Source organism: Cryobacterium tepidiphilum, from assembly GCF_003716325.1.
Taxonomy (GTDB): domain Bacteria; phylum Actinomycetota; class Actinomycetes; order Actinomycetales; family Microbacteriaceae; genus Cryobacterium; species Cryobacterium tepidiphilum.
In genome coordinates, this window is the sequence record NZ_RDSR01000001.1 from 249,947 (window position 1) to 263,970 (window position 14,024).

The following is a 14,024-nucleotide window of genomic DNA, read 5'->3' on the forward strand; positions in this document are numbered from 1 at the left end:
CAGCGAAGGGGTTGCGATAAGAAGAGGGCGTTCTACGACGCAGGGAACGCGGCGACGCGCTCACAAGTGGTTCCAGTCTAGCGGGTGCTGTCAAGCGGATGCGCCGGCGGGCGCTGGTCGGTGCTGGTCAGTGCTCGGCGTGGTAGCGCTCGCCGACCGGCACCTCGACCGACACGGTGTTCCCCGCCTGCGGCAGCGGGCACGCCCACATCGGGTCGTACGCGCACGACGGGTTGTAGGCGAAATTGAAGTCGAGGACGACGGTGTCGTCACCGGTGCCGGGGCCGAGGTCGGCGCCCTTGATCGTGTCGAGCAGGTAGCGGCCGCCGCCGTAGGTGCCGCCCGGCTGTGCCGCCAGCGCGTCCTTGACCGGCAGGAACAGGCCGCCGCCGTAGCCCGCGAGGCGCCACACGTCGAGCGAGCCGACGTGCGGCAGGTGCACCGCGCCGAGCAGGTCGAATGAGACGGTGCCATCCGTTCCCGTCTCCACGTCCATCCGCACCGGTGTCTCGGCGCGGTGCACCTCGGCTTCGAAGCGCCAATCGGGGTCGTACGGGGCGATCGGGAGCCCGGTGAAGTTTGACCGGCCGTCGGGCAGCAACGGCGACGACGGATGCCGCGCGAACAGGTCGTCCCGCCCGGCCCGCCAGAGTGCGTGGCCGGCTCGGGGATCGTCGGCCTCCCGCACGCGGGCGTACAAGGCGAAGACGCGCCGGCGCCAGTCCGCGACCTGCAGGGCGTCGATGACGGACGTCACGCGGTCACGGTTTCGGGGTCGGTGTCGGCAGGCGCATCGACGCCCACGTCGTGCCGCCAGCCAGGCGCGAGCTGCTTGAGCTGACGCATCCGCCACTGCCAGAACGACCAGAGACCCGGCCAGAGCGCGAGCGTGGCCGGGCCGGCGTGGAAGATCAGCTGGTCGCGGTACAGAGTTCTGCCGCTTCCCGCGGGGTCGGGTGAGACGGCCATGCGGTGGTCCCAGCGGAGGCCGCCGCCGGTTGCCGTCTCGCCGGTGCCGGTATCGCGGAGGATGCGCACGTTGCCGCGCTGGGCGGTGGAGACGCTGAGCATGATCATCTGGGTGCCAAGGGGGAGCATCCCGAGGCCCCGCCGTGCCGCCGGGTACAGGCCCGGTTGCCAGATGGTGGGAAAGCCCTCCGCCGTCAGCGGCTCGAGGCGCATCAGCGGCGACGCGACCTCCTGCATGACGGCGGGGCTGCGGAGGGCGCGCCACGCCGAGTCGGGGTCGCAATCGAGGAGGTCTTTCAGGAGCACGCGCACGCTCCCAGTCTGCGGTGCGGTGCCATGCAGTACAACTGGAGCGTGGCGATCAGGTACTGGATGGGCGTGGCACAGCGCGAGCACGTGCGGCGTTGCGTGCGCGTCGGGGTCGCGCAGGTGGGCCCCGGCTTGCGGCGCGCGCTGGAGGAGCTCGGCGAGGCGGACGGGCTGGTCTACTACTCGCCCCGCACGGCGCCGGCTCCCGACGGCGACCGCCTGAGCGCGTTCACGGCCATCGGCCGGATCGCGGTCGGGCCCGCCTACCAGGAGTTTCCGGGCGCGGAACGCCCGTGGCGACGCCGGACCGAGTACGAGACGGATGTCGTCGAGGCGCCCATCCGCCCGCTGCTGCCGGTGCTCGACTTCAGCCGCGAGCACCGGGACTGGGGATTCCGGTTGCGCGCGGGCCTGTTCGAGATCTCCCGGCGTGACTTCGAGGTGATCCGCCGCCAGATGCGGCGCCCCTCCGCCGACGACCGGTAGGCGCCCGGGGAGGGCCGCCGCGAGGGGCCGCATAGACTCCGGGTATGGGCGTGGAACTGTGGTGGCTGCCCTCGCTGATCGTGTTCGGGGCCGCGGCGGCATCCGTTGCCGCGGTGATCGTGGCCCTGCGTCGACGCGCGAAAAGCCGGGCGCTGCGGACTCACGCCGCCGCCGACGCCCGTCAGCGCCAGGCGGCCATCAGCCTGGTGCGAGCGGATGACCAGGTGCAGGCGGCGACCGACGAGCTCGGGTTCGCCGTGGCACAGTTCGGCGATCGCGCCGCCCAGGACTTGCGGGCGGCGCTCGACGCCTCTCGGCGCGACCTGCGGGACGCGTTCGCGCTGCAGCAGAAGCTCGACGACGCCAAGCCGGAGACCGCCGCGGTGCGGCTGCGATTGATCGACCAGATCACGGCCCTGGCCGAGAGTGCGACCGAGCGGCTGCAGCAGCAGCTGGGGCAGCTCGACGCACGCCGTGGCGTAGAGAGGAATGCGCCGGCCGCTCTCGACGAGGTGCGGCAGGGGCTGGCGGAGGTGGCGACGCGCGCGTCAGCGGCGGAGGCAACGCTCGAGCGACTCGGCACCCGGTACGCCGACGGAGCCGTCACCGGCATGCGGAACGCCCTTCGGGCTGCACGGACGGCGGAGGGACAGGCGCGCATTGCCGCGGAGGCGGTCGCGTCCCGGCTCGCAGCCGGCGGGTCTGATCCGGTGGGGGTGGACCTCGCCGCGGCCGAACGCGGCGTCTACCGGGCGAGCCGCTCGCTCGACGCGGCCGACGCCGCCGCCGCTCACCTGCGTGGCGCGGCAACGGCCCTGAGCGAGGCGATCGCGGCCGCGGAATCGCGTCTTGCCGAGGCCCGGTCGCTGCGCGACCGCCACGAGGAACCCGAGTCGCGGGCGACGCTCGGCCACGCGATCGCCGAGACCGATCAGCAGCTTCTGCGCTTGGCCGAGCCTGGACGCGAGGCCGATCCGTCGGCCGACCTCGTCGCACTCCGCGAGGTCGTCGCGCGGCTCGATCGTGCGCACGCCGATGCCCGTAACCGCCAGTTGCGCCTCGAGAACGCTCGCGCGGCACTGGGCGGCACCCTCGTGACGGCCGAAAGCCAGATCACGGTCACCCGCGACTTCATCAGCGACAACCGTTCGCGCGTCGGCGCCTCGGCACGCACCCGCCTCGCGGAGGCTGAACGACAACTCGCGCTGGCCCGGGTGGAGGCCGACCCCGTGACCGCGCTCGACACCGCACGCCGGGCGATGACCCACGCCACCGACGCGGACGCCCTCGCCCGCTTCGACACCCACTGACGCATCCGCCGTCACGCTGCCGAGGCCGCCCGCGCCGTCCCCCGTCGCCCCGCGCGCCGCCCCCCGCGCCGTCCGTGCCAGTCCCGCGCCGCGCCCCAGTCCCGCCCCGCCCCGTTTCGGCGAATCGCTGCCTGATCGGCGAGTCGCGCCCGCTGGAGCGATAGCGCTCGGCCGTTCAGGCCGCGCCCAACGGATGCCGTGGGACGTCGGCCGCCGTCACGCGGCCGAGGCCGCCGGTAACCTTGCACCATGAGTGACAACCAGCCGCAGGGCTTCTACCAGGTGCGATTCGACTGGGGTGTCGCCGGATTCCAGGCGCTCGCCGCGGGGGCCGACGTCGTCGTCATCGCCGACGCCCTGCCGGCCCTCCAGCAGTCGACGGAGCCGACCACGCCGCTCGGCGCCCACCGCGTCATCCTCGCGGGGCTTCACAACCGCACCGCCGTCGCCCGCTGGGTGCTCGATCGGCAGGCCGAGAAGGGCGATCGCTTCTCGGTCGCCGTGATCGCGGCCGGCGACCGCCGTGCCGACGGCACCGGCCGCTGGGCCGTCGAGGACCTGCTCGCCGCGGGTGCCGTCGTGGATGCGCTCACCGACCTCGGGATCGACCATTGCTCGCCCGAGGCGGCCGCGGCATCCGCTGCGTTCGTGGGCCTGAAGCAGGCGGCGAAGCACCTGGTCGGCGCGTCGGAGACCGGGCAGGCGCTCGCCGCCGCCGGGCGCCGCGACGAGGTGCAGGCCGCGTGCCGGCTCGACGATCGTGACGACGTGCCGGCGCTCGGGGAATTCCACTTCGCCGTCTGACGTGCCTTTACGTGGCGTTCTCGCCCGGCGTGCAGCTCGCCCCGTAGCGCCGGCCGTCCACGCTCAGTCGGCCGCCGACGCCGCCGCCCGTCGACGCATCGCCGTGGTGATCTCGCGTCGGTTCCAGCGGATCAGGTGCGCCTGGTTGAAGCCGCGCCCGCACAGCCCGCAGGCCAACGGCTGCCGCGGTTGACGGTACCGGTAATGCACGTGCCCCGACGGGCAGGTGCCCACCCACGGCGCAAGCTCGTTGGCACCCTCCCCGTCGTGGGTGCGCTTGCCCACATAGCCGATCGAGCGCGCGGTGCTCTTCCACGCGGGGCCGTGCCCCGCCCGCGGGCCGGCGAGGGCGTGCGCCACCTCGTGCAGCAGGATCTGGTGGATCTCGTCGTCGCCGAACCGCGCCGCGAGGTACCGCGACACCGTGATGCGCTTGGCCGTGTAGTTGCACAGGCCGGCGCGCTTCTTCGCGTTGTCGAAACCGAACGACCAGTTGGGGTCCAGGTGCAGCGTGATGAGCGCGTCGGCCCAGCGGCGCACCCGGTCGAGCTCGGCCATCAGGCCGCCACCCGCACCTGGTACAACCGGTCATCGCCCTCGGCCGGCGTGCCCCGGCCGTCTGTGTTGTTGCTCACGAACCACAGTGTGCCATCCGGCCCCGACACCACATCGCGCAACCGGCCGAACCGGTGCACAAACCAGTCCTTCGCCTCGCCTGTGGAGGGATCGATCTGCCACAGGCGCTCGCCGCGGAGCCCGACCATGAAGATCGTGTCGCTCACGATCGCGATGCCGCTTGGGCTCGCGGCATCCGTCGGCCATTGCTGCACCGGGTCGATGAAGTCGTCGCCGCCACCTGCGCCCTCGACGACCGGCCAGCCGTAGTTGCCGCCGGGCACGATCCTGTTGAGCTCGTCCCAGGTGTTCTGCCCGAACTCGCTCGCCCACAGCTGCCCCGACGAGTCCCAGGCGATCCCCTGCGGGTTGCGGTGCCCGAAGGAGTAGACCAGCGTGCCGAACGGGTTGCCGGGCGGCACGTCGCCGGTCGGCGTCATCCGCAGGATCTTGCCGCCCAGCGAGCCGCGGTCCTGGGCGTTGTCGCTGTTCCCGGCGTCGCCCGCCGTCACGTAGAGCATGCCGTCGGGGCCGAACCCGAGCCGGCCGCCGTTGTGGTTGCCGGCCTTCGGAATGCCGCGGACCACGAGCTCGGGCGCCCCCAACCGATAGCTGCCCGCCTCGCCGGCCAGCGGCATCCGCACCACCCGGTTGTCGGTCGAGCTGGTGAAATAGGCGTAGACCCAGACAACGGATGCCGCGCCCGCGTCGCCGGGAGCGGCGCGCGGCGTCGCCAACCCGAGCAGGCCGCCCTCGCCCTGGGGCTCGACGCCGGGCACCGTGCCCGCCACGCGCGTGCGGCCGTCCGGCAGCAACTCGACAACCTGCGCACTGTCGCGCTCGCTGATGAGCGTGCCGCCGCCGGGCAGCCGAAGGATCGACCACGGCACGTCGAGGTTCGACGCGATCACCACGGGCTCGCCGACGGGGTGCACGAGCGGCGCGGGCGTGGCGGGAACGCTCGGGGTGGGAGCCGGCGGCGAGGCCGGCGACGGCGACGGCGCGGCCGCGCTCGGCGGCACACTGCTCACGTCGGGGGCGGCCGCGTGCGGGCCGGTGCAGGCGGCGAGGGAGAGCGAGACGGCGACCGCGAGCACCACGCCGGCCCGGCTCCGCGCCGCCCCGGCCCCGTGCATCCGCCTGCGCCTCACCATCTGCTCGCCCTTCCCGTCGCGACCCGGCGTCAACGCCCGATCTGGAACACCGTGCGGCCCGGCAGCGGCGACGGCGTGGCCGTCGCATCCGTTGTGACCTGCGCCTGCGCCATGAACTGTTCGAGCTCGGTGCCTTCGATGACCTTGGCCGGATGCGGGCCGCCGGCCAGCAGGCGCGGGATCCACTCCGTCTCGATCGGGGTCTGCGCGGCCACGAACACGATGTTGCCGAAACGGCGGCCCTTGAGCACCTGGGTCTCGGCCATGGCGATGAGGTGCGGGAAGACCGCAGCGAGCGTCGCCGCCTGCGCCCGGGCGAAGGGCAGGCCGGGGCCGTCGGCCACATTCACGGCCAGCACGCCGCGCGGCGAGAGCAGCGGCGCGGCCAGCTCGTAGAACTCCCGGCTGGTGACGTGGGCGGGGGTGCGGGCGCCGGAGAAGATGTCGACGACGACGAGGTCGACGCTGCCGTGCAGGCCGGCCGGCAGCTTGCCCAGCACCTCGCGCGCGTCGCCGTGCCGCACGCGCACGGCGGCGCGCTTGTCCCAGGGGAGCTCGGCGCGCACCAGCTCGACCAGGTCACTCTCGAGCTCCACGACCTGCTGCCTGGACCCCGGCCGGGTGGCCTCGACGTAGCGCGGGAGGGTGAGGGCGCCGGCGCCCAGGTGCACGGCCGTGATCGGCTCGCCGGGGTCGCCGAGCAGGTCGATGACGTGCCCGATCCGCTGGATGTACTCGAAGAACAGCTGACGCGGGTCGTCGAGGTTCACGTGCGACTGCGGCGTGCCGTCGACGATGAGCTGGTAGCTGCCGGGCGTGAACCGGTCGGGCTCGATGACCGCCGGCAGGCCGCTGTGTTTCAAGACGACCGACGGATGCTGCTGCTCGCCCCTGCTCATAACCCCAGTTTGCGGCATCCGCTGCCCCGTCTCCCGCCCTCCGTGTTGCCAATTCCGGAAATCCTCTGCGCCTGGCTCGCCGCGCCGCACTTGTCCGGGTGCCGGTGGGCGGCGCGGTGATGGTTTTCCGGAGTTAGCGGCAGGGGCGCGCGGGAAGCGGGCCGCCTGGAGGGGAGCGGGTTGCCGAGCGCGCGGCTCAGCGGCTGACGGGCTCCGCGGCGCCAAGGGCGGCCAGCTCCGCACGGCGCGGCAGGCCCTCCCAGTCCCCCGAGGACAGGCAGGCGTAGGCGCCGACGGTCACGGCGGTGGTCAGCCGGGTGGGCACGTCCTCGCCGAGCAGGTACTCCGCGAGGTAGCCCGCGACGAAGCCGTCCCCCGCGCCCACCGTGTCGACCGCCGTGATCTTGATCGCCTCACGGCTGTGCTCGGCGCCTCCGGCGAGCGCCACGGCGCCGTGGGCGCCGAGCTTCACGATCGCTTCGCCCGCACCCAGGTCCACCAGGCGGTGTGCCAGCTCGAGGGGCGTGTCGGCGGCGCCCACGGCGATCGCGGCCTCGTCGTCACCGGCGAAGACCAGGTCGGCGTCGGCGATGATGCGCCGGTACACCTGCCCGGCCTGCTCCTTGGTCCACAGCTTTCCGCGGAAGTTGAGGTCGAACGAGACGGTGACGCCGGCTTCCTTCGCGATGCGGATCGCCTCGAAGGTCGCCTCCGCCGCCGACTCGGAGAGGGCCGGGGTGATGCCCGTCACGTGCAGGAGCGACGCCTGGCGGATGAGCTCCGGGTCGATGTCGACGGCGTTCAGCCGCGATCCGGCGCTGCCCTTGCGGTAGTACCAGACCCGGGTCTCCTGGCTGGTGCGGTGCTCCTTGATCATCAGACCGGTGGGGGCGTCGGGGTCGCGAATGCCGACGACGCGGATGCCCTCGGCGCCGATCTCGCGCAGCACCAGGTCGCCGAGGGCGTCATCGCCCACCCGGCCGATCCAGGTGACGTCGACGCCCAGGCGGTGCAGGGCCACGGCGAAGTTGCTCTCCGCCCCGCCGAGGCTCAGGTTCATGGTCCGCGTGTGCTGCAGCGGCCCGGTCGAGCCGGAGCTCATCGACGCCATCGTCTCGCCGAACGTGACGACGGATGCCGCGCTCATCGCTGCACCGCCGCATCCGTTGACGTAAACGGTGCCGCGCAGACGGCGGTGGTGACGCTCTGGCTCATGGAAATCCTCGTGATCGCTGGGGGACGGGGCTCGGGAACGGGGCTCGGGGACAGCCCGAATCGGCATGGGAATCTTGACCAAGCCATTGCGCCCCATGATAATGGATATGAAAAGGTTTTCATTGTTTTCATTCACTCCGTCAGCGTGAGGATCGTCGGAATGCCCCCTCTTGTCCCCCTGAGCGACGTCGCTCTTCACCTGAGCGAGCGGGACGAAGTCGCCATCGCACTCCGGCCGCTGGTCGCCGGCACGATCATCGACATCGGCGAGGGGCTGCTGCCGGTCACGCTCCGCGCCGACATCCCGCAGAGCCACAAATTCGCCCTCGCCGACATTCCCGAGGGCGCGCAGGTGCACAAGTACGGGCAGTCGATCGGCCGCGCCACGCACACCGTTCTCGCCGGCGACCACGTGCACTCGCAGAACCTCGGCATGGACCTCACCGAACGCGAGCACGAGTTCGGCACGACGCACACCGAGCTCACCGCCCCCGCCGGCGAGACGCCGACGTTCCTCGGCTACCCGCGCGCCGACGGCCGGGTCGGCACCCGCAACTACATCGGCATCCTCACGTCGGTCAACTGCTCCGCGACTGCCGCCAACCTCATCGCTGACGCCTTCCGCGGCTTCGCCCTCGACGAGTTCGAGAACGTCGACGGTGTCATGGCGCTGACCCACACCAGCGGATGCGGGCTGGTGCCGACGAGCGAGGGTGGCCAGGTCCTCCTGCGCACCCTTCAGGGTTACGCGCGCCACCCCAACTTCGGCGGACTGCTCGTCGTCGGCCTCGGCTGCGAGATGGTTCCCGTCGAGTCGCTCGTCGAGGGCTACGGGCTGCCGGAGGACACGATCGTGTCCACCATGAACATCCAGGGCGAGGGCGGGGTGCGCGCCACGGTCAAGGAGGGCATCGCCCGCATCCGCGCCATGCTGCCGGAGCTGAACACCCGCCGGCGGGTGCCGGCCCCGGTCTCCAAGCTCGTGCTCGGCCTGAACTGCGGCGGCTCCGACGGCTTCTCCGGCATCACCGCGAACCCGGCGCTCGGTGTCGCCTCCGACCGGCTCGTCTCCTACGGCGGCACCTCGGTCCTCGCCGAGACCCCTGAGGTCTTCGGCGCGGAGCACCTCCTCACCAGCCGGGCGGTCGCGCCCGAGGTGGGACAGAAGCTTCTCGACCGCATCGAATGGTGGAAGGGCTACGCCGAACAGGGCGGCGGCAGCCTCGACAACAACCCGTCGCCGGGCAACAAGGCCGGCGGCCTCACCACCATTCTCGAGAAGTCGCTCGGCGCCGTCGCCAAGGGCGGCCAGGCCGACCTCTCCGCCGTCTACGAATACGCCGAACCCGTGACGGAGCCGGGCTTCGTCTTCATGGACACCCCCGGTTACGACCCGGTCTCCGTCACCGGCATCATCGCCGGCGGCGCGACGGTCGTCTGCTTCACGACCGGCCGCGGGTCGGTGTTCGGCGCCAAGCCGACGCCATCCATCAAGATCGCCACCAACACGGCCATGTACGAGAAAATGGCCGACGACATGGATCTGAACGCCGGCCGCATCGTCGACGGCACCGCCACGATCGCCGAGGTGGGCGAGGAGATCTTCGACCTCATCATCCGCGTCGCCTCGGGCGAGCAGACGGTGAGCGAGGAGCTCGGCGTCGGCCAGGAGGAGTTCGTGCCGTGGCAGTTCGGCACGGTCACCTGACCCCGGCATACCGTGCGCTTCGGGCTGGTCGGCACGGGCGCCATCGCGGCCCTGCACGCCGCTGTCATCGCCGGGCTCGATGACGCAGCCCTCGTCGCCTGCCATTCCCGCACTCCCGAGGCCCGCGAGCGTTTTGCCCGCGACAACGGATGCGACGCCGAAGCCACCCTCGACGGCCTCCTCGGTCGCGGCGACGTCGACGTCGTCGTCATCACGACGCCGTCGGGTACCCACGCCGACATCGGCATCCGCGCGGCCCGGCACGGCAAGCACGTGCTCTGCGAGAAGCCGCTCGACGTGTCGCCGGCGCGAGCGGATGCGTTGATCGCCGCGTGCGCGGAGGCCGGTGTGCTCCTCGGCGTCATCTACCAGGGGCGCTTCGGCGCCGGGGCCCGGGCGCTCAAGCGCGCGGTGGACGCCGGACGGTTCGGCCGCATCGCGCAATGCTCCGTGTTCGTGCCCTGGTTCCGCGACGACGCCTATTACGCCGGAGCAGCCTGGCGCGGCACGGCCGCCGATGACGGCGGCTCGCTGATGAACCAGGGCAGCCACGCGCTCGACCTGCTGCTCTGGATCGCCGGCGACGTGGCGGTGGCCTCCGCGCGCGTGCAGACGCGCATGCACGACATCGAGGCGGAGGACAACGCCGTCGCCTGGCTCGAGTTCGAAAGCGGCAGCCTCGGCCTCATCCAGTGCAGCACCGCCTGCTACCCGGGGGCCGCCCGCCGGCTCGAGGTGCGCGGCGAAACCGGGTCGGTGGTGCTCGCCGACGACGTTCCCGTGCTGTGGGAATTCGCAGTGCCCACGCCCGACGACGCCGACGTCGTGCGCCTGGCGCAGGCATCCGCGCCGCCCCGCACCGGGGAGCCGACGCCGGCCTCGCAGTCGGGGCACCTCGCGCAGTACCGTGACTTCATCGCAGCCCTGGCCGAGGGCCGGCCGCCGGCGATCCCCGGCAGCGAGGCGCGCCGCTCGGTGCGCCTCATCGCCGCGCTCCATGAGTCGAACCGCTCGGGCCTGCCCGTCCGCCTCTAGCGCGTGCATAACTCCTTCAATTCGCCTACGTCGTTCACGACGCCCCCGGAATTCCGTGTAATTGCGCGGTCGCGGGCGGCCGGGATCAGAAAGTTGAAGGAGTTATGCAGGCGCCGGGGGAAACGCTGCAGGCTGATTGGCGCGCGGTCAGGCGGAGGCGGAGGCGCGAGCGGCGGCCATGCTCTCCTCCACCTGGTGCACGAGGCGCAGGCTCGACGCCAGGTGCTCCTGCATGGCCCGGGCCGCCTTATCGGGGTCGTGCTCGCGGATGGCTCGCGCGATCGCGTCGTGCTGGGTCTGCTCCTGGCCGACGAGGTCGTTCTGCTCCCGGAACTCGCGCACCGCGACCATCACGGTCATCAGCTCGGCGCGAATGGAACTGACCATGAACGTGAGGATGTGATTGTTGGTCGCCATCGCGATGTCGGTATGAAACCTTGTGTCGAGCCGCGGGTACAGGTCGGTGTCGTCCTGCGCCGCCGCCATCCGGGCGTTCGTCGCGTCGATCTGCTCGAGCGCCCGGCCGTCCGACCGCTCGGCAGCCAGCCTGGCCGCCTGGATCTCCAACGGGATACGCACTTCCATGAGCGCCGACATCGGCCGGCTCTGCATGCTCGCGGCGCGCGTCATGAACATCAGAAGCAGCCGCTCGTCGAGCTCGCCGACCACGGGGTTGCGCCCGTTCCGAATATCGACGAATCCGCACACCTGGAGCGCCGTCAGCGCCTCCCGCACCACCGAGCGGCTGATGCCGAACTCCTCCATGAGCGCGGCGGTGGACGGAATCTGGTCACCCGCGGTCAGGCCGCGGTCGACGATGTACTTGACCACCGCGTCGAACGCCTGCCGCGTCAGTGTCTCGCTCTTGAGTAACAATGTGCCCTCTCATTGGCCGTGGAACCGTGAGCTGATCCTCACAGATTAGCCCATACGGATCTTCCTATCCGATAGGTAGACAGGCTGATGGGTTAAGCACTAGGGTCAGACCATGCAGAGCAGCACGACAGTCACCCCAGCGCGTCAACGAGCCGCTGTCATCCACGGCACGCGGGACCTGCGGGTCGACGCCCTCGCCGTCCCGACGCCCCAGGCGGGGGAGGCGCTCGTGCAGGTGCGCGCGGTCGGCATCTGCGGCTCCGACTTCGGCTACCTCAGCGGCGCCGCCAAGTACCCGGTGAAGGCCCCGTTCGTGCTGGGCCACGAGGCATCCGGCGTCATTGCCGGGCTGGGCGAGCAGACAACGGATGCCGCCGGCAGCGCCACGCCGCTGGCCGTCGGCACCAGGGTCGCCCTGGTCCCGGGCTCGTCCTGCGGCGAGTGCGACTCCTGCCTGGCCGGCTGGGACAACCTCTGCCCGAACGTCACGTACCTCGGAAGCGCGGCCACCGACCCGCACGTGGACGGCGCCCTTCAGGAGTACCTGGTCGTTCCGGTCGGGCGCCTGATCGCGATCCCCGACTCTGTGAGCGACGCCGCGGCCGCCCTGCTCGAACCGCTCGCCGTGGCCGAGCACGCCGTGCGCCGGGGCCAGGTCTCCGCCGAGAACGTGCTCGTGGTCGGCGGCGGAGCGATCGGCCAGCTGCTCGCGCTCTGCGCCCGCGCCGCCGGCGCCGCCGAGGTTACCATCTGCGAGACACAGGAACGGCGCCGCCAGCTGGCGCTCGACCACGGCGCCGACCACGCCGTCGACCCCGCCGGCCTCGAGGCCCTCATGAACGACGGCGCCCACTACGACGTCGTCCTCGACGCCACCGGCAACCCCGCCGTCCTCGACCTCGGCATCCGGGCCACGACCCCCGGTGACGGCCGCCTCATCATCGTCGGCAACCTGCCCGCAGACACCGGCCTCCCCGCCGAAACCGTTCGACGGGCCGAGATCTGGGTGACGGCCACCTTCCGCTTCCCCGCCGGCCTCGACCGCGCCCTCGAGCTCGTCACGTCGGGCCTCGACATCGACTGGCTCGTGGAGCGCTCTGCCGACCTCGACGGACTCGACGAGGCGCTCGCGGCTGCGGCATCCGCTGACCCGCCCCTGAAGATCCAGGTCTCCCCGAACCCCGCACCAACTCCCTGACCAGCACCATCCCCTCACAGGAAGGCACCAACGCAATGATCAAGAGACGACTGGTGGTAGCCACGGCGGCTGCCGTCACCATGCTCATTCCCCTCTCCGGCTGCAGCGCAGGCGGAGGACTCGGGGCGCAGAGCCCGGCACCCACTCGCACGTCCTCGGTGGACCCGGCGGTGGAGAAGGCCGCGAAGGACTTCAAGGGCACTTTCACGTACTGGACGGGCCTCACCTTCCCCGACGAGGGCAACAAGATCGAACAGCAGCAGATCGAGCAATGGGGCAAAGATCTGGGGATCGACGTCGAGGTCGTTGCCGTGAACCAGAACGACACGTCGAAGCGTGTCGCCGCCGCCCTGCAGTCCGGGTCGATGCCCGACGCCCTCACGGTCGGCTACGACCTCTCCAAGGTGATGGCCGCGAAGGACCAGCTCGCACCCCTCGACGACAGCTACAAGGCCATCGGCGAGAAGCACCAGGGCTGGTTCGAGCCCATCGACAAGGCCACCACCGACCCGTCCTGGGGCGGGTCGGTCTACGGCATCCCGCTCGGCTTCTTCGGCAACATCCTGTTCCAGCGCCAGGACCTGCTGAAGGCCAAGGGCATCACGGACGCCCCGAAGACCTGGGACGAGTTCGCGGATGACGCGGCCAAGATCACCAACGCCCCGAAAGTGTACGGTGCCGGGCTCGCCCTCAGCAATGTGCTCGACGGCAACCTGATGACCGCGGTCATGCAGTCCTTCGGCGGCCGCGTCGCGGACGACGCCGGACAGAAGTGCACGATCGACAGCCCGGAGACCGTGAAGTTCCTCGACTGGGTGAGCGGCCTGTACAAGAAGGGCGTCATCCCGCCGGACTCGGTCACCTGGGATGGCGCCGGTGACAACAACGCCTACCTCAGCGGCGCCGCCGGCTTCATCGTCAACACCGGCAGCGTGTACCTGTCGATGGCCGACCAGGACCCGGAGCTCGAGAAGAAGTCCGCGTATGGCACGCTCCCGAGCGGGCCGGCCATGACGGTCAACCCCGTGGACATCCGCTACCGTGTCGTACCGTCGTCGACGGATGAGAACGGCAAGATCCTCGCACAGGACCTGTTCAAGGTGCTCGCCGAAGACGACTACAACAGCGAGTACATGGCCAAGGCGACCTACGGGCCGGTGCTGAAGTCGCAGGCTTCGTACCCGATCTTCACCGACACGCCCGCCTACGCGGCGCTGCTGACCATCGCCCAGTCCGGTGGAACCCCGCCGGCGTTCCCCGACGTGGCCAACACCGCCTACTCGGAGTACCAGAACACCTTCTCCACGCCGCACATGATCCAGCGCGTGGTGACGGACGGTCTCAGCTCGCAGAAAGCCGCCGCTGAGGCGCAGGTCAACTGCCAGAAGATCTACGACAAGTACACCAAGTGACCAAGGCGGTCGGCGGGGCTTTCCCGGCCCCGCC

The 14,024-nt window shown here is 71.2% G+C and carries 14 protein-coding genes; 7 read left to right on the forward strand and 7 right to left on the reverse strand.

What is annotated here, in order from left to right:
- Nucleotides 1–127: 127 nt before the first annotated feature.
- Both EEJ31_RS01250 and EEJ31_RS01255 read right to left on the reverse strand, forming a co-directional pair.
- Nucleotides 128–757 carry a DUF1684 domain-containing protein gene (locus EEJ31_RS01250; RefSeq protein ID WP_123044451.1) on the reverse strand — a complete coding sequence of 210 codons (630 nt, stop codon included), beginning with the start codon at nt 755–757 and terminating at the stop codon, nt 128–130.
- A complete protein-coding gene (locus tag EEJ31_RS01255; RefSeq protein WP_123044452.1) occupies nt 754–1,281 on the reverse strand; it encodes a hypothetical protein in 528 nt (175 codons plus the stop codon). Before EEJ31_RS01255 ends, EEJ31_RS01250 begins: the two co-directional genes overlap by 4 nt.
- 24 nt (nt 1,282–1,305) lie before the next feature.
- Here EEJ31_RS01255 and EEJ31_RS01260 point away from each other — a divergent pair, with 24 nt between their 5' ends.
- The 3 genes from EEJ31_RS01260 (at nt 1,306) to EEJ31_RS01270 (ending at nt 3,878) form a co-directional block, all read left to right on the forward strand.
- Complete coding sequence (locus EEJ31_RS01260) at nt 1,306–1,764, forward strand: EVE domain-containing protein (RefSeq protein ID WP_123044453.1); 459 nt, start codon at nt 1,306–1,308, stop codon at nt 1,762–1,764.
- A 44-nt stretch (nt 1,765–1,808) separates the two neighbouring features.
- Nucleotides 1,809–3,074 carry a coiled-coil domain-containing protein gene (locus EEJ31_RS01265; protein ID WP_123044454.1) on the forward strand — a complete coding sequence of 422 codons (1,266 nt, stop codon included), beginning with the start codon at nt 1,809–1,811 and terminating at the stop codon, nt 3,072–3,074.
- Nucleotides 3,075–3,323: 249 nt separating this feature from the next.
- The gene (locus tag EEJ31_RS01270; RefSeq protein WP_123044455.1) at nt 3,324–3,878 is read left to right on the forward strand and encodes a 2-phosphosulfolactate phosphatase; all 555 of its coding nucleotides are present in this window, start codon (nt 3,324–3,326) and stop codon (nt 3,876–3,878) included.
- Nucleotides 3,879–3,941: 63 nt separating this feature from the next.
- Here EEJ31_RS01270 and EEJ31_RS01275 read toward each other — a convergent pair whose 3' ends face one another.
- The 4 genes from EEJ31_RS01275 to EEJ31_RS01290 form a co-directional block, all read right to left on the reverse strand.
- Entirely contained in the window at nt 3,942–4,436 is a 495-nt protein-coding gene (locus tag EEJ31_RS01275) for a SprT-like domain-containing protein (protein ID WP_123044456.1), read from the reverse strand.
- Complete coding sequence (locus EEJ31_RS01280) at nt 4,436–5,647, reverse strand: PQQ-dependent sugar dehydrogenase (RefSeq protein ID WP_233563666.1); 1,212 nt, start codon at nt 5,645–5,647, stop codon at nt 4,436–4,438. The genes EEJ31_RS01275 and EEJ31_RS01280 overlap by 1 nt, the downstream gene beginning before the upstream one ends.
- 29 nt (nt 5,648–5,676) lie before the next feature.
- Nucleotides 5,677–6,546, reverse strand: a complete 870-nt coding sequence (locus EEJ31_RS01285) for a spermidine synthase (protein ID WP_123044458.1) — start codon at nt 6,544–6,546, stop codon at nt 5,677–5,679.
- Nucleotides 6,547–6,742: 196 nt separating this feature from the next.
- On the reverse strand, nt 6,743–7,693 hold the full coding sequence (locus EEJ31_RS01290; RefSeq protein ID WP_123044459.1) for a sugar kinase: 951 nt from the start codon (nt 7,691–7,693) through the stop codon (nt 6,743–6,745).
- A gap of 228 nt (nt 7,694–7,921) precedes the next feature.
- On the opposite strand from EEJ31_RS01290, the gene EEJ31_RS01295 reads away from it, so the two are divergent.
- Nucleotides 7,922–9,469, forward strand: a complete 1,548-nt coding sequence (locus tag EEJ31_RS01295; protein WP_123044460.1) for a UxaA family hydrolase — start codon at nt 7,922–7,924, stop codon at nt 9,467–9,469.
- Nucleotides 9,470–9,481: 12 nt separating this feature from the next.
- Nucleotides 9,482–10,504, forward strand: coding sequence for a Gfo/Idh/MocA family protein (locus EEJ31_RS01300; RefSeq protein ID WP_123044461.1), 1,023 nt, complete (start codon nt 9,482–9,484; stop codon nt 10,502–10,504).
- A 147-nt stretch (nt 10,505–10,651) separates the two neighbouring features.
- Here EEJ31_RS01300 and EEJ31_RS01305 read toward each other — a convergent pair whose 3' ends face one another.
- Nucleotides 10,652–11,380 (reverse strand): FadR/GntR family transcriptional regulator, encoded by a 729-nt coding sequence (locus EEJ31_RS01305; RefSeq protein WP_123044462.1) that lies wholly within the window; start codon nt 11,378–11,380, stop codon nt 10,652–10,654.
- A 112-nt stretch (nt 11,381–11,492) separates the two neighbouring features.
- Between EEJ31_RS01305 and EEJ31_RS01310 the strand changes: the two genes are divergently transcribed.
- Together EEJ31_RS01310 and EEJ31_RS01315 are read left to right on the forward strand one after the other, a co-directional pair.
- A complete protein-coding gene (locus EEJ31_RS01310) occupies nt 11,493–12,578 on the forward strand; it encodes a zinc-dependent alcohol dehydrogenase (RefSeq protein WP_123044463.1) in 1,086 nt (361 codons plus the stop codon).
- A gap of 35 nt (nt 12,579–12,613) precedes the next feature.
- A complete protein-coding gene (locus EEJ31_RS01315) occupies nt 12,614–13,990 on the forward strand; it encodes an ABC transporter substrate-binding protein (RefSeq protein ID WP_123044464.1) in 1,377 nt (458 codons plus the stop codon).
- Nucleotides 13,991–14,024: the final 34 nt, after the last annotated feature.

What these genes read in the sequence shown, in the direction of transcription:
- EEJ31_RS01260 (WP_123044453.1), top strand. Translation starts at nt 1,306, where the DNA reads ATGCAGTACAACTGGAGCGTGGCGATCAGGTACTGGATGGGCGTGGCA.
- EEJ31_RS01265 (WP_123044454.1), top strand. Translation starts at nt 1,809, where the DNA reads ATGGGCGTGGAACTGTGGTGGCTGCCCTCGCTGATCGTGTTCGGGGCC.
- EEJ31_RS01270 (WP_123044455.1), top strand. Translation starts at nt 3,324, where the DNA reads ATGAGTGACAACCAGCCGCAGGGCTTCTACCAGGTGCGATTCGACTGG.
- EEJ31_RS01275 (WP_123044456.1), bottom strand. Translation starts at nt 4,436, where the DNA reads ATGGCCGAGCTCGACCGGGTGCGCCGCTGGGCCGACGCGCTCATCACG.
- EEJ31_RS01280 (WP_233563666.1), bottom strand. Translation starts at nt 5,647, where the DNA reads ATGGTGAGGCGCAGGCGGATGCACGGGGCCGGGGCGGCGCGGAGCCGG.
- EEJ31_RS01285 (WP_123044458.1), bottom strand. Translation starts at nt 6,546, where the DNA reads ATGAGCAGGGGCGAGCAGCAGCATCCGTCGGTCGTCTTGAAACACAGC.
- EEJ31_RS01290 (WP_123044459.1), bottom strand. Translation starts at nt 7,693, where the DNA reads ATGAGCGCGGCATCCGTCGTCACGTTCGGCGAGACGATGGCGTCGATG.
- EEJ31_RS01295 (WP_123044460.1), top strand. Translation starts at nt 7,922, where the DNA reads ATGCCCCCTCTTGTCCCCCTGAGCGACGTCGCTCTTCACCTGAGCGAG.
- EEJ31_RS01310 (WP_123044463.1), top strand. Translation starts at nt 11,493, where the DNA reads ATGCAGAGCAGCACGACAGTCACCCCAGCGCGTCAACGAGCCGCTGTC.
- EEJ31_RS01315 (WP_123044464.1), top strand. Translation starts at nt 12,614, where the DNA reads ATGATCAAGAGACGACTGGTGGTAGCCACGGCGGCTGCCGTCACCATG.